The 26,279-nt window shown below is 49.1% G+C and carries 20 protein-coding genes; all 20 read left to right on the plus strand.

Features of this window, described 5'->3' with window-relative positions:
* Nucleotides 1-7 precede the first annotated feature (7 nt).
* The 20 genes from UCI88_RS09465 to aroA all read left to right on the plus strand — a co-directional run bounded on the left by UCI88_RS09465 (nt 8) and on the right by aroA (nt 26,279).
* Nucleotides 8-757: an IclR family transcriptional regulator gene (locus tag UCI88_RS09465; RefSeq protein WP_044505353.1), complete on the plus strand. Its 750-nt coding sequence runs from the start codon at nt 8-10 to the stop codon at nt 755-757.
* 263 nt (nt 758-1,020) lie between these two features.
* Entirely contained in the window at nt 1,021-1,986 is a 966-nt protein-coding gene (locus UCI88_RS09470; RefSeq protein WP_225068796.1) for a hypothetical protein, read from the plus strand.
* A 678-nt stretch (nt 1,987-2,664) separates the two neighbouring features.
* On the plus strand, nt 2,665-3,624 hold the full coding sequence (locus UCI88_RS09475) for an aminopeptidase (protein WP_256179636.1): 960 nt from the start codon (nt 2,665-2,667) through the stop codon (nt 3,622-3,624).
* Between the two features lie 18 nt (nt 3,625-3,642).
* On the plus strand, nt 3,643-4,923 hold the full coding sequence (locus tag UCI88_RS09480; protein ID WP_044505355.1) for an aminotransferase class V-fold PLP-dependent enzyme: 1,281 nt from the start codon (nt 3,643-3,645) through the stop codon (nt 4,921-4,923).
* Between the two features lie 19 nt (nt 4,924-4,942).
* Entirely contained in the window at nt 4,943-6,292 is a 1,350-nt protein-coding gene (locus tag UCI88_RS09485) for a dicarboxylate/amino acid:cation symporter (RefSeq protein WP_256179637.1), read from the plus strand.
* 9 nt (nt 6,293-6,301) lie between these two features.
* Nucleotides 6,302-7,474, plus strand: a complete 1,173-nt coding sequence (locus tag UCI88_RS09490) for a pyridoxal phosphate-dependent aminotransferase (RefSeq protein WP_044505357.1) — start codon at nt 6,302-6,304, stop codon at nt 7,472-7,474.
* A gap of 393 nt (nt 7,475-7,867) precedes the next feature.
* Nucleotides 7,868-8,515, plus strand: coding sequence for a GntR family transcriptional regulator (locus UCI88_RS09495; protein ID WP_044505358.1), 648 nt, complete (start codon nt 7,868-7,870; stop codon nt 8,513-8,515).
* Between the two features lie 637 nt (nt 8,516-9,152).
* On the plus strand, nt 9,153-12,560 hold the full coding sequence (locus UCI88_RS09500) for a PD-(D/E)XK nuclease family protein (protein WP_256179638.1): 3,408 nt from the start codon (nt 9,153-9,155) through the stop codon (nt 12,558-12,560).
* On the plus strand, nt 12,547-16,170 hold the full coding sequence (addA, locus tag UCI88_RS09505; protein ID WP_256179639.1) for a helicase-exonuclease AddAB subunit AddA: 3,624 nt from the start codon (nt 12,547-12,549) through the stop codon (nt 16,168-16,170). The genes UCI88_RS09500 and addA overlap by 14 nt, the downstream gene beginning before the upstream one ends.
* 14 nt (nt 16,171-16,184) lie before the next feature.
* Entirely contained in the window at nt 16,185-16,844 is a 660-nt protein-coding gene (gene sdaAB, locus UCI88_RS09510; RefSeq protein ID WP_065360952.1) for an L-serine ammonia-lyase, iron-sulfur-dependent subunit beta, read from the plus strand.
* Nucleotides 16,845-16,854: 10 nt separating this feature from the next.
* The gene (gene sdaAA / locus UCI88_RS09515; RefSeq protein WP_044505362.1) at nt 16,855-17,739 is read left to right on the plus strand and encodes an L-serine ammonia-lyase, iron-sulfur-dependent, subunit alpha; all 885 of its coding nucleotides are present in this window, start codon (nt 16,855-16,857) and stop codon (nt 17,737-17,739) included.
* 566 nt (nt 17,740-18,305) lie between these two features.
* On the plus strand, nt 18,306-19,037 hold the full coding sequence (locus tag UCI88_RS09520) for a suppressor of fused domain protein (RefSeq protein ID WP_065361031.1): 732 nt from the start codon (nt 18,306-18,308) through the stop codon (nt 19,035-19,037).
* A gap of 20 nt (nt 19,038-19,057) precedes the next feature.
* Nucleotides 19,058-19,867: an FAD binding domain-containing protein gene (locus UCI88_RS09525; RefSeq protein WP_065360951.1), complete on the plus strand. Its 810-nt coding sequence runs from the start codon at nt 19,058-19,060 to the stop codon at nt 19,865-19,867.
* Between the two features lie 22 nt (nt 19,868-19,889).
* On the plus strand, nt 19,890-20,678 hold the full coding sequence (yqeC, locus tag UCI88_RS09530) for a selenium cofactor biosynthesis protein YqeC (protein WP_044505363.1): 789 nt from the start codon (nt 19,890-19,892) through the stop codon (nt 20,676-20,678).
* A gap of 5 nt (nt 20,679-20,683) precedes the next feature.
* Nucleotides 20,684-21,589, plus strand: coding sequence for a polysaccharide deacetylase family protein (locus tag UCI88_RS09535; RefSeq protein ID WP_256179640.1), 906 nt, complete (start codon nt 20,684-20,686; stop codon nt 21,587-21,589).
* A gap of 165 nt (nt 21,590-21,754) precedes the next feature.
* Nucleotides 21,755-21,922 carry a hypothetical protein gene (locus tag UCI88_RS09540; RefSeq protein ID WP_176698867.1) on the plus strand — a complete coding sequence of 56 codons (168 nt, stop codon included), beginning with the start codon at nt 21,755-21,757 and terminating at the stop codon, nt 21,920-21,922.
* 92 nt (nt 21,923-22,014) lie between these two features.
* Nucleotides 22,015-23,037 carry a 3-deoxy-7-phosphoheptulonate synthase gene (gene aroF / locus UCI88_RS09545; protein WP_256179641.1) on the plus strand — a complete coding sequence of 341 codons (1,023 nt, stop codon included), beginning with the start codon at nt 22,015-22,017 and terminating at the stop codon, nt 23,035-23,037.
* 17 nt (nt 23,038-23,054) lie between these two features.
* Nucleotides 23,055-23,942: a prephenate dehydrogenase gene (locus UCI88_RS09550; protein WP_256179642.1), complete on the plus strand. Its 888-nt coding sequence runs from the start codon at nt 23,055-23,057 to the stop codon at nt 23,940-23,942.
* On the plus strand, nt 23,923-24,996 hold the full coding sequence (aroB, locus tag UCI88_RS09555) for a 3-dehydroquinate synthase (RefSeq protein WP_044505367.1): 1,074 nt from the start codon (nt 23,923-23,925) through the stop codon (nt 24,994-24,996). Before UCI88_RS09550 ends, aroB begins: the two co-directional genes overlap by 20 nt.
* Nucleotides 24,993-26,279: a 3-phosphoshikimate 1-carboxyvinyltransferase gene (gene aroA, locus UCI88_RS09560; protein WP_044505368.1), complete on the plus strand. Its 1,287-nt coding sequence runs from the start codon at nt 24,993-24,995 to the stop codon at nt 26,277-26,279. Before aroB ends, aroA begins: the two co-directional genes overlap by 4 nt.

A 26,279-nucleotide genomic window follows, 5' to 3' on the forward strand; every position in this document is an offset into this window, starting at 1 on the left:
AGCGCTTATGATTGAATCCATTGACCGGGCCTTGGCCGTTTTACAGCTCTTTTTAAAGGAAGAGCGGCCCCTCAGTGTAACGCGTATCAGCAAAGTCATGGAACTCCATAAAAGTACGGTAAGCCGTACGCTGGAGACGCTGGAACACCGCGGATTTATTCAAAAGGATGAAGAAACGGGCAAGTACTGGCTTGGACTGCAGGCGTACGCCTTGGGAATGTTGTTTCGCGAAAAGGATAAATTTCATAAAGTGGCCTATCCGTATGCCAAGGCCTTGTCCCTGCAATGCAATGAAGGCGTTCATATCACGACCTTTGCCCATAATGGCGCCTCCTATCCGCAGCACATCATCTTGGAAAAGATTAAGTCTCCCAGGACCATCGATACGGCACCGCCTATCGGCGCCGTCCGCCCGGCCTACTGCTCGGCATCGGGCAAGTGTTTGCTGGCCTTTTCAGAGGACTACCGAAAGGCTTATACGGGCTGTACCTTGAAAAAATTTACAGAATATACCGTTACTGACTGGAAAGAACTCTTGCCGGCATTGGACGAAATCCGCAATCGCGGCTATGCCATCGAACGGGAGGAAGTCGAGCTCGGCATGGCCTGTGTGGCGGCACCCATCTTTCGCAGCGGTCGCATTATCGCGGCCATCAGTGTTTCCGGACCGGCCGAACGAGTGGCAGATGCGAATCGGGAGACCACGATTCAGGCTGTGGTCAAGACGGCCGGTGATATCAGCCAGGCCTTGGACTGAGGACGGAGTCATTTCTCTTGCGCAAATGTAAAATGTTCTTCGATGTGAATTGTTTGGTATAAAAATCATGCGAAACGGGAATATACTACATGCATTTGCAGAAATAGACTTTTATGGTACAATAGGCATGGATACTACATTCGGGTCACAAGATTGTCTGTTGTGAAATGAAAAAATCTTTCCTTTTCAATTGCAGCAGTGTGGGAACAGCTTGGGATCTTATCCATGATTCGAGGCGAAAAAGAATGCAAACTACAATCAGTATGGCTGCAACGACAGTGCCACGTGTGGCCTACCCATATAAAACGCGCAATGGGGGCGCTACTGTTACCATTTTTGTGCCTTACAATTGCCATAATCATTGTCCTTTTTGTATCAATAAGGCTGAATATGAAGACATGACCGGCTTTTCGGAAGAAGCCATCTGCCGGAGTATTCGCTTGATGGACAGCATTACGCCTTCTTGTGATTTTGTTTTTACAGGAGGCGAACCTTTTGCTGATATGGAATCACTGCAGCGCATGCTGGACTGCATTCCCGTGACACATAAGGTATATATCAACACCACCCTTCCGGTTTTTGAAACACAGACGGAAGACGATATCGTCGCTTTTACTCAGCGGAATCGTCATAAAATTACGTGCATTAACGTTTCTCGTCATATGCAGCATTATGTGGAAGAATCGAATGATCAGCTTCTGACGCGATTGGCCGTTCCTTTCCGCATTAACTGCGTCCTGTATAAGAAGTACCCCGTCGATCAGATAAAACCGTATTTGGAACGGTTTATTAAACTCGAAGGTGCGTCGATCCAGTTCCGCTTTGACTATACGGAAACGACGCCGGAAAACTTGTACGAAGAAGAAAATGATCAGATTCTTCACGACTTAAAAAATATTGCCGAGTATACAGGCCTGGACGGTTGCCGTATGCGCTGCGGTTTTCATTTCGATTATCAAGGGATGGAATTGACCTACCACAAGACCCTGCCATACAGCACGGTCATTGAACGGGATGAAAAAGACGGAAAGAATTACGATATCCTCTATGACATCCTGATCAAGCAGAATGGTGCCATTCATTCTGACTGGGATGGGACGCCCCTTGATCTTGAAGCTTACCGTAAAGTCGTCTTTGAACCGTATGATCTCCGCTGGATTCAACCGTCGCGGACGGGGATTGGCAAACATCTGCCTTTCTTGAAGACCGCTTGCGCTGTTTTTCATTAATTGAATATTTTTGTATGACCGATAAGGGATTGCTGAGCGGCAGCAGTCCCTTTTTTTGGCTCTTTGTCAAATGGTGGGGTGGCCAACTAAATCATCCACCGCGAATGGACGTGAGTGAGTTTTTCTTGCTCTCGTCCATTTTTTTGTTAGGGATAAGAGGACGTTCACAGCAAAATCTTTTTTATTAGATGAATGAACAATCTGACAATGGCATATGATAAAAAATGCAAGTGAGTAGGTTGAGGTTGGAAAATTGGGATAGAAAAATTTTACTACCGTGTTATGACCATAAAACGGTAGTGTTTAAGGTCCTTGTTTCAGATGTGGGGAGTGAATTGCTAAATCAAGGAAAACTTTCTGGAAATTATGATTTGCTATATGGGGCCATATTCGTCCTTTTGATAAGGGACGAATGAAAAACATAGCGGCCTTATCTGACGCTTCATCTCTAATTGAATTGACTTAGCGAAAGGGACTTTACGGACAGGGACAGATGTCGGAGACCATATTAATGACTAAAATGAAAGATATTGATGCTATCTTGATTATATTTTATAATATCCTATTCTTTTATTAGAAAAAGTATTTGACAAAATAACATAATTACCTTATGCTTTAACCATGAATTAAACTTGCATGCAAGAAGAATGTAAATAGGATTCAAGACAAGGAGGCAATATGGAACTTTTAAAAGGAGCGGAAGTTCTTCTTACGACGTGTTCGAATTGTGGTAAGGACGAAAAGATCGCTATCGTTACTGATCCTACGAGCTATGAAGCGGCAAAAGCTTTGTATGATGCTGCAAAGGATTTCAAGAACAAATCATTATTACTGATGGACGAAAGAAATATGCATGGGCAAGAACCGACGGATCTCATTGCGGCAGCCATGCTTGAAGCCGATGTAATCTTTGGTGCTACTAAGTTCTCTCTTTTCCATTCAAATGCAAGACGAAAAGCAGTAGAAGCCGGAGCCAGATTTGTAAATATGGCAGACTATGATGTTGATATGCTTAAATCTGGCGGACTGTTTGCTGATTTTGAAAAAATCGGCGAAACTTGCACAAAGATTGCTGAAGTTTTAGAAGGTAAGAAAACTTGTACGGTTACTAGCAAGAATGGGACAAACTTTACTTGTTCTATCGCTGACAGAGCACCTAATCCGCAGTACGGCAGGAGCTTAAAGAAGAATTCTTCATCATCTCCTCCGGATATCGAATGTGCAACTTGTGCCGTAGAAAATACCGGCAACGGAATTATCGTAGTTGATGGCAGTATTCCCCATCCCTTACTTGGCGTAATCAAAGAACCGATTACACTTACTGTTGAAAACAGTCTTGTTACAAAAGTTGAGGGCGGAAAAGAAGCAGAAATCCTTAAGAAAATTTGGGAAGAAGCTAACGACCCGAATGTATACAATATTGGAGAAATCGGCATCGGTTTAAATGATGAATGTGCTTTGATCGGCAAGATGCTTGAAGATGAAGGCTGCTATGGGACCTTGCATTTTGGAGCCGGCGACAATATTGGTTTTGGTGGAAAAGTTAAAAGTAAATATCATCTGGATCTCATCATCAAAAATCCGAATATGAGCGTTGATGGAGTGAAGATTCTGGTAGATGGCAACGTTGTTTTATAAAAGAAAGGAAGAATTATCATGAACGAATACCCGAATGGCTTGGCATTTTCTGATGAAATGATTAAGGAAGTTAAAGATAAATTTTATTACGTTGATGAAGATCCCATCTTTGGGAAACGACTTTTCTTTGATAATGCCGGTGGCGCTTTTAGACTAAAAGCAGCCGTTGAAATTCAAGGAAAACTGGAAGCATTCCCGGACTGCCCGGAAAGAACTCACAATATGAGCTTGAAACTCCAAGAACATATGGCAAACGGACAACGGGATATCCGAATTGTCTTCAACACACAGGAAGGATCTCTTCTTACGGGTCTTACTGCCTCACAGGTTATGTTTAATATCGTTGGAACCATCGCAGAATCTATTGAAGGCGATAATATCGTAACGAGTGTCCTGGAACATCCGTCAGCTTTTGATGCGGCTGCATACTTTGCAGATAAGACGGGAAGAGAATTAAGAGTTGCTCAAAGTAACCAAGAAACAGGCAAGGTTGATCCCAAAGAAGTCGCCAAATTGATCGATAAAAATACGGTTCTCTTGAGCATCATGCATGCCTCAAACTTAACGGGTGCAATTTTTGATATCGAAGAAATAGTTAAAGAAGCCCGCAAGATTAAACCGGATTTATATATTGTTGTAGACGCCGTTCAACATGCTCCTCATGGCCGAATCGATATCGATCGGTTAAAAATCGATGGCTTAAACATCGGACCCTATAAGTTCTTTGGCTGCAGAGGTTCGGGTATTGGCTGGGTATCGGACCGAGTTTCTCATTTGAGACATATTAAATTGATTCATAAAGATGAAAAAGTATGGGCACTGGGAACTCCGACTCCGGCGCAGTTTGCATCCATGACCGCAATCGTTGATTATGTTGCTTGGATTGGGTCGAAATTCACGGATCAGACAGATCGAAAGGCCTTGTTTGAAGAAGGGATTAAACGGATTAAACTTCAAGAACGAGCACTGCTCTATAGACTTCTGGAAGGTACGGACAAAATCAAAGGCCTTAGACACCAAGATAATGTGATTGTATTTATTGATAATAAAGATTTGACTTCCAGAGATTTGATTGTCGGTGTTGGCTTTAAGAATTTACCCTGTGCTGATGCTGCCAAAGAACTGGAAAAAAGAGGCGTTATTGTAGCTCCGCGGTTAGAAACGAGTGAGTATGCGAAACGTATGCTCGAATCCTTCTCTATCAAAGATGGTGTCCTTCGAGTATCGCCGCTGCACTGCAATTCTTTGGAAGACATTGATAAATTCCTTGAAATCGCTCAGGAAGTTGCCAAGCTGTAAGTGAAATTGAGAGGCTCATATGGGAAAAAATAAAGAATCTTCTATGATCAAAAAAATGAGCATCGCGCTAATATCTGCTTTTATAGTAGGTATTGGCGTAATGCTCCTAAAGGTCCATTTGAACAACACTGGAAATGCTGCCATTTGGGACATCATCGATGCAATCTTTTTCGTCGATATAAGGGAGCCTGGTGCCAGCGGGCTTGGGATATTGTTTTTAGTCGGCCAAGTTTTTCTTAAGGGCTTGCAGCTGTCCATCATTCCACTGGTATTTACCTCTCTGGCCTTGGCCATGAGCAGTATCACGGACTTAAAGAAACTGGGAAGAATTGCTTTTAAAACAGTATTCACCTTTATGGGGTTATATGTCTGTGCCGCTGTCATTGCCGGCAGCGTAGGTATGTTTGCCGTACAGACTGGAATTTTCCAATTCGGAGCAGGTTTAACTGCAGGAAGTACTTCAGATGTGCAGTTGGTAGAAACTGCGAATCCCTTGGCTACCATTTTAGCGTTTATACCGGAAAATGCAGTTTTTGCATTCAGCAGTAACCAGTCCATCTTTGCAGTGGTATTCATCGCTGTAGTCATTGGTGTATCTATCGGATTTTTGGGATCCAAAGTTGCAACTTTAAAAAAATTAATTGAAGATTTAAATGAAATCGTTGCAATTTGTCTGGATGTTTTGATGAATAAGATGGCACCCTATGCAATCTTTGCTTTGATTGTTCGGGCCTTTGCTCTCTATGGTTTTGATCAAATCAGACCGGTCCTGACTTACATATCCGTAACGATCGTGACCTTGATTTTCTTCTTGCTTGTTGCATATCCGGTCATCATTGCTGCAGTTACAAAACTCAATCCAAAGAAGTTCATGAAAGAACTGATCCAACCGGTTTTGATTGCCTTTTCAGCGGCTGCTAGTGCACCAGCCCTTCCCTTGAATATAAAAATCAACCAGGAAAAGTTTGGTGTCAGCGGTGAAATTGCAAACTTTGTTCTTCCTCTCGGAATGACAATCAACATGAATGGCACAAGCATCATGCATATTATCGGAACGATATTTATTGCTACCGTGTCGGGCTACCATGTAACTTTGGGACAAGTAGCACTCATGGGGCTCCTATCCATGCTGGCCGCTGCCGGAACACCTTCAATACCCGCAGCAGGAACGGTATTACTGTTTACCGTTGTAAATGGGTTAGGTTTTACCAATGATACGGCCTTGTTAACCTATTCACTGATATTGGCCATCAATAAACCGGTAGAAATGGTTTTGACACCGCTCAATATCGTCGGCGATGCAGCTACATCGGTCATGGTTGCAAAATCAGAGGGAGAATTAGATACGCAAATCTATAAGAGTGCATAGGAGGATATCATGAAAAATTTTAAATTTGCAGATAGGATGAATAACATTGGAACAGAAAAAGCCTTTGAAGTCTTGGCTAAGTGTAGAAAATTAGAGGCCAAGGGTGCTGATATTATCCACCTTCAAATTGGTGAGCCCGATTTTGCCACTCCGCAAAACATCGTAGAAGCCGGCAGACAAGCTCTGAAAGATGGCTACACGCATTACACGCCTAATGCCGGGATGATGGATGTCAGAGAAGCCATTGCAGAATATGCTAAAAAAACTAAAAATATCGACACCAATGCGGAGGAAGTCATTATCGTTCCCGGCGGGAAACCCATCATGTTTTATACCTTTATGGCGCTGGTCAATCCGGGCGATGAAGTCATTTATCCCAATCCGGGTTATCCTATCTATGAATCCTTAATCCGTTTTACCGGAGCCAAGGCGGTTCCCATGCCATTGGTTGAAAAAAATGATTTTAGGGTTGATATTGAAGATTTAAAAAGTAAAATCAATGATAAGACAAAATTAATTGTTCTGAACTCGCCGGCCAACCCTACGGGCGGAGTCCTGACTGAAGAAGATATGAAGAATATTGCCGACTTAGTTCGAGGCAAAGATATCTATATCTTATCTGATGAAATTTATGAAAGAATTAGTTATGGTGTGAAACCGACCTCTATCGCAAGTATTGAAGGAATGAAAGATCAAACTATCATCCTGGACGGTTTTTCAAAAACCTATGCCATGACAGGTTGGAGGGCCGGATATGGTATCATGCATCCCTTGATTGGCGAAAAAGTTGAAAAATTAGTTGCCAACGTAACCTCGAACACGGCTGCATTCACGCAAAGAGCATTGAAAGAAGCCCTGGAAGGACCCCAAGACGATGTCGATAAGATGGTCGCTGAATTTAAGAGAAGAAGAGACCTGATCGTTGCCGGGCTGAATTCCATTGATGGAATCAGTTGCAAAACGCCGCAAGGTGCCTTCTATGTATTCCCCAATATTACTAAACTCAACATGAGTTCAGAAGAAGTGGCAGACTACTTGCTGGAAGAAGCCAATGTTGCCGTACTGGACGGCAAATCCTTTGGTGAATACGGTGAAGGTCATTTAAGACTCTCCTATGCAACATCGACAGAAAATATTGAAAAAGCCATTGAAAGAATTAGAAAAGCGGTAGCCAAATTATAGAAAAATATTAGCCATCTATAGTCCTCCTTAGGGTTTTAACGGATGTCCGTCAAGCAGCAGCTCGAAAAAGTACAATTTAGATCTTGTTTAGGGATTCGTAAAGGCTCTGCTGCGGTGACTGGGTCTAACGTTAGAGGGGCATTGAGATAAATTGCCCCTCTAAAATGTTAGATTTAGGAATCAACTTTTGCGAATGATTCAACGATTCTATTAAAGTCTTGTATAGCTTTATTATTAAAGCGGCTGGCTTTTTCACCGTATTTCATTGTTTTGAACAGAAAATAGGTTGATTTTAGAAAATAGTTTCTGATTATGATATTGATAATAAATTTGTTATAATATTAAGTGACAACTTGTCTATGATGTTAGTACTAACTTATTTAGGAGTATGCTTTGAAAAAAGAAAGAGAAACTCTCACCGAGAAAGCTTATCGGATCATAAAAAATGACATTTTATATGGTAAATTTAAACAGAACGAGGTAATCAGCATCAATGCCTTGAGTGATGAACTTGGTATAAGTCGGACTCCCATTACCAATGCCTTTCAAAAATTGGAATTAGAGGATTTTGTAACCGTACTTCCGAAACAGGGGGTTTTTGTAAAACCGATTACAATAACGGAAACCCGAGAAATCTATGAATTGAGGGCTGCCATAGAAACCTTTTCTGCTAAAAGAGCTTTCGACATGATTAATGAGGAAAACATTGAATGGCTAAAAGAAAGTGTAAAGAAGCAAAAGAAATTTCTAGACGATGAAAATTATCAATCCTTTATGGTAGAGGATGTGGATTTTCATAAGTATATCTTAGACATTTACAAAAATAGCAAATTTAAAAATATCATTGACAATTTATATAATAAGGCCTTGATGCTTGGAATCATCGGAAGTGAAATGGAAGGTCGAGCCATTGCAGCTATCCATGAGCATGAGCAAATCATTGAGTCACTAGAGAAAAAGGATAAGGAATCTTTTGTGACGGCTATTGAGGATAATGTCATAAATGGTTATGTCAATTTGACAGGGAATTATAAAAAATAGTAAGAGGTTGATTGTATAATGAATTCGGCTATATGAGCCGATTAAGTCCTTTCCTTTAGATGAAACGTGAATTTGATTGACCTGAGGAATCCCTTTCAGAACTTACGATAGGCGCATATCCGTGTTCGTTCTTTGAATGAGGTATGAATGAAAACTAGAACGACCTTGTCCGATAATTCATTGTTTAAACGGAGCTGACGCAGTGATAATAACGTTACAGCGTCTAGCTGACTCGAATACTGGATTGACGAATTACATCCCCATATATTGACTTACAATGATATTGCATTGAAGCTTCAGACCGAAGTGTCTCGGGTGTCCTCATGGTATTGCGGTCTACCTGTCTATTTCTTTCACCGAGGCCTAGTCCCAGTGGAAAGACTTTCGATAAATAAGTAAGAGACATATCTATACGCCTTCGGTTCTTGGTGGTAGTTGAGAGAACGGATAGGATTAGATATGTCTTATTTTATATGAAATAGAGGCACTTATGAATCGAATGTGTCTATAAGGCGCCAATATTCAATAGGACCTATTTTTTATTTGTTTGTCTGAGGATACGATAATTTATCAGTCCGTTTCCAGTGGAAATCGGGTATAATAGGGGTAGATCAGATTGGCGTAAGGAGGCACTTTTATGGCAGTTACCATTTTAATGGGCAAGGCCGGAAGCGGCAAATCGTCCCAATGTTTTAAAGAGCTGCAGGACTGGGAAGCAGGGGGCGGAAAGGCGATGCTCCTAGTCCCGGACCAGGCGACATACGGCGCTGAACGGCGGTTGGCTGAACACGCTAAAGGGCGGGGTTTTGTGGGAACACAGGTCGTCGGCTTCTCCCGATTAGCCTACAATGTGTTTCAAGAGCAGGGCCTTTCTCATGCATCGCTGTCAGAGTTGGCTCGGAAGATTATTTTACAGCGCTTGCTTCACAAGGGCGAAAAAGATTTTTCCCTCTTGCAGACAGCTGCCAGACAGCCTAATTTTGCCGATACGGCCGGTCGATTTTTAGGGGAATGCCGTTCTTTCTGTGTATCCCCGGATGACCTGCGTAAAGCGGCTGAATCTGTTTCCAGTACGACCTTATCCCATAAGCTCCAGGATATGGCCTTATTATACGAGATGTATCAGGCCTTTTTAAGCGACCATTTTGGATCAGCTGATGATACCATGACGCTATTGGCGAAGACCGTCGATAAGGATTCGTTTTTGCAGGGCGCCCGCGTTTGGGTCGATGGGTTCCAATGGTTTACGCCGCAGCAGATGAATATTTTACAACAAATCGAAGCGGTGACCGACCGATTGACCATTACCTTGACCATCGATGCCGACCACCTTTTGCAGCAGCGGCGGGAAACAGCCCTCTTTCATCGGGCCTATGAGGTATACCGCGATTTACAGCGCCTCTTTCCGCATCTGGAAACGGCCGTCGTCCCGGAACAGCCACCGAAAACCTTGACGGCCTTTCAGGAGGACTTCTTCCAAGTTGTTCCGGCGGTACAGTCCCATCCGGTATCGGCCCTATCCATCTGGGAATGTCAGGATAAAGACGGTGAAATAGAAAATATTGCTCGGGAAATCCTTTGCCAGTGCCGCAAGGGACGGCGGTTCCGCGATTTTCTTATCCTGGCTCGGTCGAGTGACATGTACCACCATCGGATGGAACGCATCTTTCGCCGTTACGGGATTCCCTGTTTCAGCGATTATCGGCGTCCCATGACCAGCCATCCGGCCGCCGAGGCCATTTCGGCACTGCTCAGTGTTTTTCGCAGCCGCTGGTCTCATGAGGCCTTGTTCCGCCTGCTTAAAAGCGACCTCTTTCCCATCAGCCGCCGCGATGTCGATGACTTGGAGAACTATTGTCTGGCCTACGGCATACAAGGCTATCATTGGCTGAGTGGTAAGGCGTGGAACTATGGCCGTCGTCATGAAGGCCAAGCCATTATTGAGGAACGCGAAGAAGTTCAGCTCCAGCGGATTCAAGCCATCTGTCAAACCGTGCGAGATATCTTGATGCCGGCTTGGGAGGCATCTCAGGAGGTACACCGCCTCCGCGATTGGTGTACCTTACTGTACCAATGGCTGCGGACTCTCGGCGTCCCGGCTGCCCTTTCTCGCTGGCAGGAAGACGATGAAGCGGCAGGGCAGACCGAAGCCGGAAAAGAGCACGAACAGGTTTGGAAAAGAATCATGGATTTTCTTACGGAAATCGTCGACTTCTGCGGTGACGATGTGACCGATATCGATGAATTTTCTCAGATTATCGAGGGCGGCTTGGCAACGCTTAAATTCAGCCTCATTCCGCCGACTTTGGATCATGTAACCCTTACCTCAGTCGAACGAGGATATACGATGCAGGCACCGGTCGTCTTTTTATGCGGCGTCAACGACGGTATTTTTCCGCAGCACAGTAGTGAAGAAGGGCTGTTCAGTGATAAGGAACGGCGCAGTCTGGCTGATCTCGGCATCGTTCTCGGGCCGGGAAGCCGGTTTCGTTCCTTCCAGGAACGGTTCCTGTTCTATTTGGCAGCGACCCGGGCCCGTGAACGCTTTGTACTTTCCTATATGGTAGCCGACGATGACGGCAGTGCTGTGGAAAAGTCGTCGTGGATTCATCAACTCTGTGATAAGGGATATGTAGAAGATATCATTCGCCGGGATGATTCGATGGATTTTTCTCAGGATGAAAAGCCGGTTTTGGCCCTGCCGGCGGGACTTCATTACTTGCCCGGTCAGCTGCGGCCGGCCTTAGCGGGGCAGGCCGTGGACGATACGTGGTGGGCCCTCTATGACTGGGCCTTTAAGCATGGCTGGCACCATCAGGCCGTACGGGCTGTCCAGGGACTCTTCCATACGAACTTACCGGTAACACTGCCGGCTAACCTCGTACGCCGCTTATTTGCACCGGATGGTGTTTTGCGCGGGTCGGTTACGAAATTTGAACAGTATCGGAACTGCCCTTTTGCGTACTTTTCCCGCTATGGACTTAATCTTGAAGAACGGCGGCGCTATCAGTTTGCCGCCCCGGACCTGGGGATGCTCGTCCATGGGGCGCTGCGCATTATCGGTGAAAAATTGCTTCGAGAAAAGAAGCAGTGGCAGGATATTCCCGACGACGAGGTGCCGGCGATTTGCCGTCAGGCGACGGATGAGCTGGCACCGCAGGTCCAGCACGACATTCTCATGTCGAATGCTTACTTTTCACAGATCAAAGAGCGACTCATCCAAACGCTGACTCGCACGGTCCGCCGTCTCTGTGCTTTCAGCGCAGCTTCGGGATTCCGGATGACGGGTCTGGAAAAATCCTTCGGCCGTCCCGGGAGCCCTTGGGAAGCCCTTCATTTTACCTTGGAAAATGGCCTCGACGTCGTCGTTACCGGTCAAATCGACCGCATCGATATGCTGCGCCAGGACGATCGTACGTATGTCGTCGTCATAGACTATAAATCGGGGCGGAAACAGCTTGATATCAGTCAAATTTTTATGGGACTGGAGCTGCAGCTCTTGACCTATATGTTTGTCGCCCTGCTCAATATTGGTGATGATGCCGTTCCGGCAGCCGTGCTCTACTGCTACGTCCGTAATGACAAAGTGTCGTTGTCGTATCGTATCGATGAGGCCGATAAAAAGAAGGAGTACGATGCTAAGGGTAAGTTGACCGGGTTTTATCTGAACGACGGTGACGTCATGAAGCAGTTGGACCGTTCTATGGAAGGATTTTCGGACTTTTTGAACTTACGATTGAAGAAAGACGGGACCTTGAGTGAACAGTCGAAAACGATTTACGACGAATCCGGTTGGAGTCACCTCCTGGCTTGGGCTTCACAGAAGCTTCAGGATTTGGCCGGCGGCATCGGTGATGGCGATATTTCCATTCATCCGGTCATGCTGAAGCAGCAGACACCGTGTCAGTACTGTCCGTATCGGGCCGTTTGCCGCTTCGACCTTTCGATGGTCGGTAATACTTACGATGCAGCCGGCAAGGAAGATACGGATGACATGATACGGACTATTTTTGACAGAGGAGATGACGACCATGGCGTGGACTAATGAACAGCAGGCGGCTATTGACAGCCGAAAACAAACCTTGCTCCTGTCGGCTGCGGCCGGTTCGGGGAAGACGGCCGTCCTGGTCGAGCGTATGATTCGCCGCCTGTTGGATAAGACCTATCCCATTGACATTACGGAACTGTTGGTCGTTACCTTTACCAACGCCGCTGCGGCTGAAATGAGGGACCGTGTCGGACAAGCGCTGATGAAAGCTTTGTCAGAGACGAAGGATCCGCGAATCGAACGGCAGCTGGCCTTATTGCCGTCGGCTCATATTTCGACACTTCATTCCTTCTGTCAGTACGTCATTCGCAAGTATTTCTATACTATCGACTTGGACCCGACCTTTTCCATTGCCGGTCAGGAAGAATTGAATCTCCTGCGCCGCCAAGTACTATCGGACGTCTTTTTGTCTTACTACGAAGACGAGGACCGGGCGGCCATTCTCTATCCCTTGGCCGATATGTTCGGTAGTGACCGCGGCGATGACGTCCTGATGGATACGGTAAGCCGCATGTATACCTATGCCCGCAGTTTGGCTTGGCCGGAACACTGGCTGAAAGCGTCGGCACTGGCTTATGAAACCGGTCCTGATACGACTCTCGATGACCTGCCCTGGGTACAGCCGGTAAAAGATTTTGTGCAGCGAGTTCTAAAAAAGGATATTTCCCTTTATGAACGCGCCTTGTATCATCTGAGACAGCGAGATGCTTTTTCGGCGGCTTGCGATCAGTTTTCATCGGAGCAGGAGTCGCTCAAAGCGGCTGCCGGCGAAAGTCGTTGGGACGATTTAAGATGCCGCATCAATGCCGTTGAATTTTCTCGCTTAAAGACGCTGCGCGGCTTATCGGATGACGACAAGGCCGTTTGGGAGCAGTGTAAGGCCTTGCGGGACAGTGTCAAGAAAGACGTTACGAAAACACTGCAGCCCGTCTATTTTTCGGCATCATCGGAAGACTGGCTGGACGGAATCCGTGCCATGAAGCCGATCATGGACGGTTTGGTCACGCTGACCTTGGATTTTTCCAAGGCCTTTTCGGCGGCGAAACGGGACAAGGGATGGCTCGATTTCAGTGATCTTGAACATCTGTGCTTAAAAATCCTTCTCAGTCCCGAAGCGACGCCGGATAATCCGATACGCTCGGCGGCAGCCGAAGAATTGCGCAGTCAGTATGAAGAAGTCCTCATCGACGAGTATCAGGATACGAATGGCGTACAGGAATTGATTGCACGCCTCGTTTCATCCGATGACAATCGCTTCATGGTAGGCGATATCAAGCAGAGCATCTATCGCTTCCGCCTGGCCGATCCGACGCTGTTCATGGATAAATACCGCATGTTCAGCCGCGATGCCGAGGCCCGTCAGCGCTGCATCGACTTGGGTCGGAACTTTCGCAGTGTACCCCTCGTTCTCGATGCGGTAAACGATGTCTTTTCCCGGGCCATGACGATGGATGCAGCCGGCATGGATTATGGTGAAAGAGAGAAGCTCTACGCCGGTCGGACGGCGCCGGAAGATCCGTCTTGGCTGGGCGGCCCGACGGAAGTCGATTTAGTCGACACGTCCGGTGACAATGAAGGACTGACGGCCTTTGAACAGGAAGCGCGTTTTGTGGCTTCCCGTGTCCGTGAACTCTTGGAAAGCGGCAAGATGGCGGCCCGAAAAGACGGGACCTTAGAGCCTTTATCGTATCGCCATATCGTTATCCTCGTCCGGTCGATGAAAAATAAAGCCGATAAATTGATTGAGGCCCTTCAGGAACGGGGCATCCCGTCATATGCTGAGCAGCGAGGCGGCTATTTCGCCGCTGTTGAAGTCCAGGTCATGCTGGCGCTTTTACGCTGTATCGATAATCCGGAGCAGGACCTTCCCATGGCCGCCGTTTTGCGTTCACCCCTGGTCGGCCTCGATGAGACGGCCTTAGCCGAATTGCGCCTTATGGGCGATGAGACGTTGTGGCAGAATTTGCCGGCCTTTTCCGATTCCCTTGACGAGGCGGATCCGTTGAAAGAAGATATCGATGATTTTATCAGCCATTTTGAAGAATGGCGCACCTACAGTCGTCGCCAAGGCGTTGCTGAACTTATTCAGCGGCTTTATGCCGATACGGCCTACGTCGACTTCGTCGGCGCCATGCCCGGCGGTGACCTTCGTCAGGCCAACCTGAAGGCTCTCTATGACCGGGCACAGCAATACGAAGATGCCGGATTCCGCGGCCTTTTCCGCTATTTGCAGCTCATCGATAAGATGATGGAAGATGGACTCGATCTGGCGCCGGCTAAGGTCGTCAGTGAAAAAGAAGACGTCGTCCGTATCATGAGCATTCATCAGAGCAAGGGTCTCGAATTCCCCGTCGTCATCGTCGCCGACATGGGAAAAGAATTCAACCGCAAGGATCTGCAGGAACCGATTCTCTTCCACAATGAGCTGGGAATCGGCCTTAAGCAGTATGATTCGACGTGGCGAATGTTTTATCCGACCCTCATCTGGAGCGGCATTGAAGCGAAACTTCGCTGGGAAGGGACGGCCGAAGAAGAAAGGGTCCTCTATGTAGCCATGACCCGGGCCCGGGATCAGCTGATCCTCATTGGGCATGATTCTAAAGCAGCCGATCATTGGGCGCGCTGGGCTGACGGACTCGATCCGGCTCAGGGCAATTCGTACTTTGATTGGGTCATGCCTACGGTGGCGGCCTATTTTGGAAACCAGGTCAATGCCGAAACTATCCGAGCCGGGGCGTTCTGGCAAGGGGACCGCTGGCAGCTTCGCATCGTCTATTCGGAACCGGCTCCCGGTCTGACGGAAGAAGTCCTGGCCGGAGAACCTCGATTAGAGGCCCTGCGCCGCGGGGATATGACCGATACGCCTATTCCCGACTGGCTCGATCGGCAGTTGTCCTGGCAGTACGCCTTCCCTAAGGCCGTTACGACAGCTGCCAAGTTTTCTGTATCTGAAGTCAAGCGAAGGTATCATGAAATGCAGAGTGAAGAACTGGCTGAAGAGAATGGGTTGGCCCTTTCTCCGGCCACGATTCTTCCCCCGGAGCATGAAGCTCAGAACCCCTTCGACGATCTGCCGCCCTGGCTGGCAGATGAAGGGGACGGTGTCAGCGGAGCTCAGCGCGGTACAGCACTTCACAAGGCTATGCAGTATATTACGCCGGCTGCCGATCATACAGAAGGGTCCCTTCGCCGGGAATTGGCGACCTTCGTTCAACGAGGAATCTTCAGTCCGGAAGAATCGTCACTGATATATGTTCCAGTCTTAGCCGCTTTTTGGCGGTCCTCTCTGGGACGACGGATGGCGGCCTCGCCGGTGCTGCACCGTGAATATCCTTTTACGGTTCTGTTGGCCGGAGGACCCTTGCCGGAGATCGAAGGGGGAGAACGCTTTTTGATTCAAGGCGTCATCGACTGTTTATTCCGCGAAGACGACGGCTGGGTTCTCGTCGACTATAAGTCGGACCGGTTGGAACAAGATGATGATTTTAAGGAGCGGTATGCCGTACAGCTGGCTTTGTACAAACAGGCTGTTGAGCAGATTACAGGGATTCCCGTCCGGGAAACCTATATTTATAGTTTTCATTTACAGCGTGAAATTATGATGTAAAAGGAGGTTTTCTCATGGGTGTTTTTGATGTTGTCGGGCCGGTTATGATCGGGCCCTCCAGTTCCCACACGGCAGGGGCTGCCCGCATCGGGCTCATGGCCCGAGAGATTTTGAAAGACGAGCCGAAAAAAGCCGTCATCACCGTCTACGGTTCATTTGCTAAAACGTATAAGGGCCATGGTACCGACCGGGCTCTGGTCGCCGGCCTGCTCGGTTTTTCGGCGGATGATGTCCGCCTGAGAACGTCCTTCAGCCTGGCGGAAGAGGCGGGGCTCGAAATCGATTTTCAGCGTTCTGATGCCGAAGTCCACCATCCCAATACGGTGCGCATTGCCATGACCGGTGCTTCGGGAAGGCAGGTTGAAGTCCTCGGCGTATCTCTCGGCGGCGGTAAAATTGAAATCCGTGAAATCAACCGAGCCGAAGTGGCCTTAAATGGGGAAGAACATACACTGATTACGGTTCATCGCGACCAGCCGGGCATCATTGCTCAAGCGACGACGGTCCTGGCTATCGGCCATATCAACGTATCGAATATGCGTGTATTTCGCAGCGCTAAAAATGCAACGGCCGTCATGATCGTCTGCACGGACAGTGCCGTGCCGCCGGAAATCGTTCATATGATTGAGAACATTACGGCCATCGAGAGCGTCGTGACACTGCGTCCTATTTAGGAGGAATAAAATGTATAAATATGAATACAATAGCCTTCATGACCTGCTGACTCTGGCCGAAAAAGAAGGAACGACCTTGGCCGATATCGTCGTCCGTCATGAAGTAGAGTCATCGGAAGTTTCGGAAGAAAAAGTACGGGCCATGATGGACAGCCGCCTCGATGTTTTTCAGGAATCCATCGATGCCGGTATGAACGACCCGGGAAAATCGGTCAGCGGCCTTGTCGGCGGCGATGCCCATAAATTGGCCGGGAGCACGCCGACGCTTTTGGGAGCACTGGCCCATAAAGCAGCCATCTATGCCTTGGCGGTCAGTGAGGCGAACGCCAAGATGTTTAAAATCGTCGCCTGCCCGACGGCCGGGTCCTGCGGTATCGTTCCGGCCGTCATGATGGCCGAGGCCGAAACACTGAATATTTCCCGAGAAGCCATGGTAAACGCCTTGTTTATTGCATCGGGCATCGGCGCCGTCGTGTCTCACAATGCCACCGTTGCCGGCGCCGTCGGCGGCTGTCAGGCTGAATGTGGCACGGCAGCCGCTATGGCAGCCGCAGCGGCGGCATCCATGGCCGGCGGCAGTAACGATATGATCTTACAGGCTTTTGCCCTGTGCCTGAAAAATACCTTGGGGTTGGCCTGTGACCCCGTTGCCGGATTAGTGGAAGTACCCTGCGTCAAGAGAAATGCCGTCTTTGCCGTTGAAGCGCTGGCAGCAGCTGAAATGGCGCTGGCCGGGATTCAGAGCGTTATCCCGCCGGATGAAGTCATTGCGGCTATGGCTGAAATCGGCCGAATCATGCCGGTGGCATTAAAGGAAACGTCCGACGGGGGACTCGCTCGGACGGAAACGGGGAAGGCCATTGCTGCCCGATTGGAAAAGGCGATGGAAGCATAAAAAAACGCTTTCAGGGAGATTCGGGCCATGAAAAAAGACTGCCCATAGGCAGTCTTTCCGGCTCTTCCTGTACTACTCTTTTTCCCTTATCTCTGCTCGGTTTTGTGCAAGTGCCGGCTGTCCCTCGAGACGGCGGTAAATCATTCGGCATAGGCGGGCAGAAATGGGAGCATCCTTAGGCTGACAGGTAAATTCAACGATCAATTCAGCTTCGAAACGATTCAGTTCTACCCAGCGTACCTTCAATGTAAGTCATCCCTTTGCGGTTAATATAGTTCGGTTCGTTACTTCTTATTTTACTATACCGCCCGGCCTTTTACAAGACAGTTTGCGGCCCTCTGAGTTGACAATTTTGAGGTTTGTTGCTATGATATATCCCGTCAATTGAACAGGCGATACGGTCCGCAGGGAATCTCTCCGACAAGGAGGCTGGCGACTCTGAAACGGTTATCGTCATAATCGTGAAAGAGGGGGCTTCGCATTTGCGCCGCCCCTTTTTTGATTGCCAAAAGACGGAATATTTATGTTATAATGAAGTTGAGTATAACGCAAAGGGGGGAGATTCCATGAATACCTTACCGTTACAGACCGCCTGTCGGCCCCGATTTTTTTCCTTAACGGATACAAAAAAAATTAATGGGCTGCACCATGAATACGGACAGGCTGTCCAACAGTATTTCCACCGCCTTTTTCCTCACCGCCGCTGGCAGGTTTTTCGAGATCCCATTGGCACACCGCTGTCCATCGATGTAGAAATCCTGTACCCGACGGAGGAAGAGCCATTTTACCTGCTTCATACCATGGGCATGAGTGCGGCGCCCATGCGCTATCCGTCCGGTAACTTTGCGGCGGCGAACGAAAGCTACAGTGAATTGTGTCTCATCCTTCCGGCTCGCTGGCCTTTTCGGCGAGAGCGGGGCCTGTCACTGAATGATAAGGCGGCCTGGCCGATTTGGTTGCTCATGGAATTAGGCCGCTTTCCCCACGTTCACGACGTATGGATGGGGTATGGCTTTTTGCTGCCCAATCGGGAAAAACCGGAGTCTTTTGCTGAGGATACAGCGCTGTCCGGCATTGTCATCGTTCAGTTTGAAGGACAGCTGGGAGGCGTTAAGATGCCCGATGGGACGGCAGTGGAACTTCTCATGCCTATCCTTTTATATAAGGAGGAAATGGATCTGTGCAGCGATATTGGCATTGACAGCTTGGTCGATGCGGTTCTCGATGAATGCGGCGGTTCTTTCCTGCTCAATAAAGATCGGCCGAATATCGCCCTCGAGGACGATACGGGGCCTTAAAGAAAGGTGGATGGACGATTGTGATTACCAGTACGACGACGCTCGTTCCAGATAGTCCGGCTGCTGCCTATGATGCCTATCGTCAGGCTGCGTCCGCTGTTTTTTTAGCGGGAACGCAGGGGTTGAAATATAGAAAAGAGCATTATGAGTTGGCCGTTGATTTATCGAAGGCCGGGCTCAGCTACATTGAAGAGGAAGGCGATGAAATCGATATCGGCGCGATGACGCCCTTATGGCAGATTAAGATTTCCCCGGTCATTCAGAAATTGGCCGGTGGAGCCGTCAGCCGTGCCATCAGTGATATTGCCGATAAAGATATTCAGCGCTACGGAACTCTTGGCGGCGTTATTTCAGGGAAAGGTGCTTTTTCCGTGCTGCTGCCGATTCTTCTGTCTCTGCACGTCGACGTGCTGCTCCAGGATAAGGGGCGCATGAGTTTAGAAGATTACCTGCAGTGCCCTCCCATGGGCGAATTGGTTACGGGTATTTCCATTGCCCGAGAAGAAGTGTATACTGCTTATAAGGCCTATCGGCGGCTGCCGTCGGATGAACCTTATTTGGTTGGCGCAGCGTCACTTCGGGATGATTCATGGCGCATCGTCGTCGGCGGCCGTCCCGGAGCAGCTGCCATTGCCCGGTCGGCCAGTGATGAATTGACGGAAAAGGGCATGGCGGTTAAGGAAAATGTAGCCCACTTAGCCAGTGAAGAACTGGATTTTGGGAATTTCGGTACCTGCTCGGAAGCGGAACGGCGGAGTTTGACGATTGAAATGGTTCGCAGTCTTATTAAAGCGGCTTCGAAGGGATACAGCCGTCATATTGCAAATTAGGCGTATAAAAGGGGGTTCATTCATGTTTAAAGATAATCGTTGGCGGCGTATGCTGCAGCCTGGAATTACGGCCATTGTAGGTGCCGGCGGAAAGACGACAGTATTAGAGCGTCTCGGCACGTATGGCCACGGAGGCCATTTGCCTATGATGGTCAGCAGTATCGTTCCCATGGACAGCATGCGCGTCGACAATGTCGAGCCGTTTGACGTCATCTGCACGAAAGATGTCGAAAAGGGTGAAGCTTTTTGTGCCGAACGAATCGCAGCCGGACACGTGCCGGCCTGGTTTGCCGGTCTCGATGATCAGGACTGCTATATCGGCCTTGATCCTAAGGTCATCGATGAAATTAAACAGCGTCATCCGGCTTGGTATATCCTCATCGAGGGAGATGCCGGTCGTGATAAATGGCTCAAGGCACCCCTGGCTGACGATATCCCCCTGCCTGAAAGCTGCGATACGGTCATCGGTGTCCTCAATCTGCAAATGCTGGGAAATGTCATCAGCGGTGATAAGATAGAGGGTGTCGAAACGGCGGCGGCTATCATGGGGCGTCCTTGCGGTGCCGTTATTACGCCGGCCATGTTGGCTAAGCTCATCCGGCATCCGCGCGGCTTGTTCCGCGGTACGCGCTGCACGCGCATCCTTTTCTGCACGGGTTATAATTCTGTCCAGCACCGTATGACGGAAGCGCTCCTCGACGATCTTGAAGACTTCGACCTTACGGCCAGTGTCCTGGCTGACGGCTATCGAGAAACCTGCACGATACGGCAGTATATTAATTATGATAATGTAAGAAAGAAACGGATGTAGTACGAATGAAACAAACAGGAAGATTATTTTTTGGATGTATTTTGTGCGCTGCCCTGGTAACCTTGGGCTTTCTATTGAATGTCGACCGCGATGAAGTCATTGCTGCGGCGGAAGAGAGCCACGTCCCACCGGTGAAGGAAGTTTTTTCTTCAAAACCCGATGTGGCCTTCGTCGGCGACGATTTTTCTCTGCCTGCTGTGGATAATGATAAACCGGTTTATGATAAATATACGACTCGTCAGCGTCAGGAAAAAGGCCTTCCGACGACGTATGGCGGGGTGCGGGATTACTATTACGGCGACAACGTCGTGTACCTGACTTTCGATGACGGACCGAATGATAAGAATACGCCGCGGATCTTGGAAATCCTGAAAAAAGAAAATATAAAGGCCACCTTTTTCTTGACCGGTCAGAACGTCGTCCGTTACCCTGATGTGGTCAAGCAGATTTATCAATCCGGCAATGCCATGGGGCTTCACTCCTATACCCATGATTATAAAAAAATATACCAATCGCCTAAGGCGTATATCGGTGAAATGATGGAGACCGAAGAGGCAATTTATAATATCATCGGTGTCCGGCCGATTATCTCCCGGGCACCGGGCGGAACAAAAGGGCACTTTACTGATGCTTTTTGGCCGGCTATTGAAGAACTCGGGTATGTCGAAGTTGGTTGGAATGCCTTGACCGGCGATGCCGACGGTACCGGGAAGTCTGCCGGAAAGGCCGTTGAGAATATTAAACAGCAGCTCGAACTGCGGCCGTACCTTCACCGCCATCTGGTTATCCTCATGCATGATGCCTCGGGGCACGGTGCGACTGTAGAGGCACTGCCGGGAATCATAAAGCTCCTGAAAGATAGGGGCTACGCCTTCCGTGTCGTCACGACGGCCATTCCGCCGTCCTGGTAAAAGCATACGAAGTATGTGTATAAAGTATGTAAAATATCGACTGGTTAAACGATTATCTACAAGGATTCTCATATCTATACAGAGAATCCTTGTTTTTTTAGCCTTGACAACTATCTCGTTGAGGTATACAATGACGACAACGAATTTTTAAATGAGGAGATCATTATGAATATGCCATGCTTACGTCAGGCAATTGAATACGTCTTTACTTATTTTGGCTGGGGCTACCTGTATTTTAGCGCTGGCTATTTTTGGTGCGACGAATTCAATACGACCGATGTAGACATGAGGAGACTTCTATCTGTTCCCTTGAAGCCGGCTTTAGCCGGATAAGAAAGGAACGAGGGACAGGCGAGAAATAAAGGCTTTTTGAAGCAGGCTCATGGGAGCCTGCTTTTTTTATTTGAAAGGGAGGAGACACGACAATGATTATTGTGTTGAAAGCAAATGCGACAAAAGAAGAAGTAAAACCATTGATTGACAGCCTCAAAGCCAAGGGGATGCAGATTGACATCAGTAAAGGTACCCGCCAGACCGTCATGGGCCTTGTCGGAAACACCGGTGTCATCGATGTCGAAAGGGTGCAAAGCTATGAATTTGTTGATAAAGTCATGCGTGTCGAAGTCCCTTACAAACGAGCCAGCCGTGCCTTTCATCCTCAGGATTCGGTCATTCCTGTCGGCAGCAGCGGTGTTTCTATCGGCGGTAAAAAATTAGCCGTCATTGCCGGTCCCTGCTCCATTGAAACACCGGAGCAGATCGAAGGCGTCGCCTGTGACGTTGCAAAATCCGGGGCAGCTGTTCTTCGCGGCGGAGCTTTTAAACCGCGGACGTCGCCGTACTCCTTCCAAGGACTCGGAAATAAGGGGCTCGATATGCTGCGTGAGGCCGGCCGCAAGGCAAAACTTCCGGTCATCACGGAAATCATGTCGGCCGATAAATTACCGGTCTTTCTCGAAGACGGCGTCGATATCATCCAAATCGGGGCCCGCAACATGCAGAACTTCGACCTCCTTCGGGAGGTCGGCAAGACGAGAAAGCCTGTCTTATTAAAAAGAGGCCTCAGCGCGACCATCGAAGAATGGCTCATGTCGGCGGAATACATCATGGCTGAAGGCAACCGCAACGTTATCCTCTGTGAACGCGGCATCCGGACCTTTGAGACTTATACCCGTAATACCCTGGATTTAAGTGCTGTCCTTGCCGTTAAAAGGCAAAGCCATTTACCCATTGTCGTCGATCCCAGTCATGCGACGGGAAAACGCTGGATGGTTGCTGATTTAGCCAGAGCCGCCGTGGCTGCCGGTGCCGATGGGCTGATGATTGAAGTACATAATAATCCCGATAAGGCGTTGTGCGACGGTGCGCAGTCGATTACACCGGCCATGTTTACGGAGCTCATGGATTCACTTCGTAAATTAGCGCCCATTGTCGGACGAGAATTATAAGGAAAGCTGGGTGTGTAATGGATACGGAAGCTAGTGGTTTTAATACGAACGAGACGGTAGCTATCATCGGCTTAGGGCTCATGGGCGGTTCTTTCGCCCGCGGCCTGCGGCGCATCGGCGTAAAGCATATCATCGCCGTCGATCCCGATGAGAAGGCCCTCCAAAAGGCTAAACAGGAAGGGATGGTCGACGAAGTCTATACGACGGGCAGCGTCGCTTTGAAACGGGCTAAGATGATTATTTTCTGCACGGCGACGGCGGTCATGATTCGATTTTTGGCGGAACATAAGACCTTCTTTGCACCGGGGACCATCGTAACTGACGTAGCCGGCATCAAGGGCGGTACGGCCGATGCGATTAAGGCGCTTCTCCCGGATGGCGTCGACTTCATCCCCGGTCATCCCATGGCCGGTCGGGAAGGGAAGGGCTATGCCATGGCCAGTGCCGATATTTTTAACAATGCGAACTATATCCTCGTACCGATGCCGGAAAATAAGGAAAATCACATCCTGGCCGTTACCAGTATGGCCATGGCTCTGGGCTGTGCCCATGTCGTTCGCGTATCGCCGGAAAAACACGATCGCTTCATTGCTTATACCAGCTGCCTGCCCCATGTCTTGGCGACGGCTCTGGTCAATAGCGAATCGATGGATACGATGACCAAATACTTCGTGGCCGGCAGTTTTCGAGACAGCACCCGCGTAGCCGACATCAATGCCGCTTTGTGGACCAGCCTGTTCTTAGCCAATAAAGAGAATCTCGTCCATGAAATCGATTGCTTCCGTAAGGCCTTACAAGATTTTGCAGACATGCTCTCTGATGAAGATGCCGAAGGGATGACCCGATTTTTACAGCAAGCCGCTGCGCGGAGAAGGGACTTAGTTTATGAAACACATTCACGTTGAATTAGGTAAAGATTCGTATGATATCCATATTGAAAATGGACTGCTTGACCGGGCCGGCGACTACATCCGCAGCCTGACCAAGTCGCAGACCTTAGCCGTCATTACCGACTCCCATGTCGATGCCCTCTATGGACCGCGGTTGGAGGATTCTCTGAAGTCGGCAGGATTTCGGGTTCATCGACTGGTCTTCCCGGCCGGAGAAGAACATAAATGTGCAGAATCCCTTCTCGCCTTATACCAGTCCCTGTCCGATTCGGGAATTACCCGCAGCGACTATGTCATCGCCTTTGGCGGCGGCGTCGTCGGTGATCTAGGCGGCTTTGCAGCTGCGACCTTCTTGCGGGGCATCCCCTTTATTCAAATTCCAACAACTATCATTTCCCAGGTCGACAGCAGCGTTGGCGGGAAAGTCGGCATCGATTTGCCGAGCGGCAAGAACCAGGCCGGTAATTTTTATCAGCCCAAAGGCGTTCTCATCGACCCGGCATTGCTGCAGACCTTGCCCAAACGATTTATCCACGACGGCATGGGTGAAGTCATTAAATACGGCTGTATCCGCGATTTGGAGCTTTTTGAACTGTTAGAAAACCTCGATGATGAAGCTATTTTTGATCATTGGGAAGAAATCATTGAGCGCTGCTGTAAGAGTAAAGCCGATCTCGTCGAACGAGATGTCCTCGACATGGGGGAACGCATGATTTTAAACTTCGGACACACCATCGGCCATGCCATCGAAGGCTGCTACGGCTTTGGCTGTTATACGCACGGTGAAGGTGTTGCTGCCGGCATGTCGATGCTGACCGGCGTCACCGAGGCGATGGGCCTTACGAAAGAAGGCACGGCGATGCGGCTTCGAAAACTTCTCAGCCGCTACGGCCTGCCCGTCGACGTCGATGCCTCGGCAGCCGACCTCATCCCCTATATCAGTAATGATAAGAAGATGAGGGGCAATCACATGACGCTTATCATTTTGAAAGAAATCGGCAAGGGACGACTGCTGCCCATTGAGGCAGAGGAGTTGCCGAAATACATCCGAAAGAAGGTCGCTCCATGAATGTAACCATTAAACCACAGGCCCTGCAGGGGACGGTAGAAGCTCCGTCTTCGAAGAGCATCGGTCACCGCGACCTCATTTGCGCAGCCCTGGCAGACGGCGAGAGTCTCGTTGACAATATCTCCTTATCACAGGATATCGAGGCGACTTGCCACATCCTGAATGCCTTAGGTGCCGATATTACACCGGTGGCTTCGGTTCATCCCGGAAGATCGGCTTACCTCGTCAAAGGTGGGCTACGGAAACAGTCCGGGACTTTATCGGTCGATGCCAATGAGTCGGGGTCGACACTGCGATTCCTCGTTCCCGTCGCCGTGGTAAGCGGCAACCGCTGCACCTTTTCCGGAAGAGGCCGGCTGGCAAAAAGGCCATTGACTCCGTATTATCAACTCTTTGATGAAAAAGGCCTCGCCTATGATACGACAGACGGCGGCCTGCCTTTGACGGTAGAAGGCCGTCTTACAGCCGGATCCTACGCGCTGCGAGGGGATGTGAGCTCTCAGTTCTTTACGGGACTGCTCATGACCTTGCCCCTTCTCGACGGTGATTCGCACCTTCGCAGTACGACGCCCCTTGAATCGGCAAGTTATGTCGACATGACCATCGACTGCCTGCGCCAGCACGGCGTCGTCATCGATAAAGAATGGGACGGTTCTTACCGCATTGCCGGCAACCAGTCTTATCAGCCGGGGACATATACTGTCGAAGGGGACTACTCCCAGGCAGCCTTTTGGCTCTCTGCCGGGACCTTGGGACGGGCCGTCTGCTGCACCGGCCTTCGTCAGAACTCCTCTCAGGGAGACGAAGTCATCGTATCCCTCATCCGCGACATGGGCGGCCAAATTGAAGGTAAGACGGAATTGACGGCCTGCCCGTCGGACCTTGTCGGTCGAGTCATCGACGTGAAGGACTGCCCGGATCTGGTGCCGGTCCTGACTGTATTGGCCTCTTGTGCCAAAGGGATTACCCGCATCATCCACGCCGGTCGGGTACGCCTGAAAGAATGCGATCGCCTGCACGCCATGGCGACGGAGCTCAATAAAATCGGCGGCGACGTCGAAGAAGAAGCAGAAGGACTCATTATTCACGGCGTCGACGGCTTTACGGGCGGTACAGTCAGTGGTTGGAATGATCACCGCATCGCCATGGCCCTGGCCGTCGCCTCGCAGCGCTGCAGCCGGCCCCTTCGGATTGAAGGTGCTGACTGCGTCCGTAAATCCTATCCCGACTTCTGGCAGGATTTCGAGACCTTAGGCGGTATCATTGAAAAGGAGGAAGGATAA

The sequence above is a fragment of the Megasphaera massiliensis genome (assembly GCF_036305205.1).
Taxonomy (GTDB): domain Bacteria; phylum Bacillota; class Negativicutes; order Veillonellales; family Megasphaeraceae; genus Megasphaera; species Megasphaera massiliensis.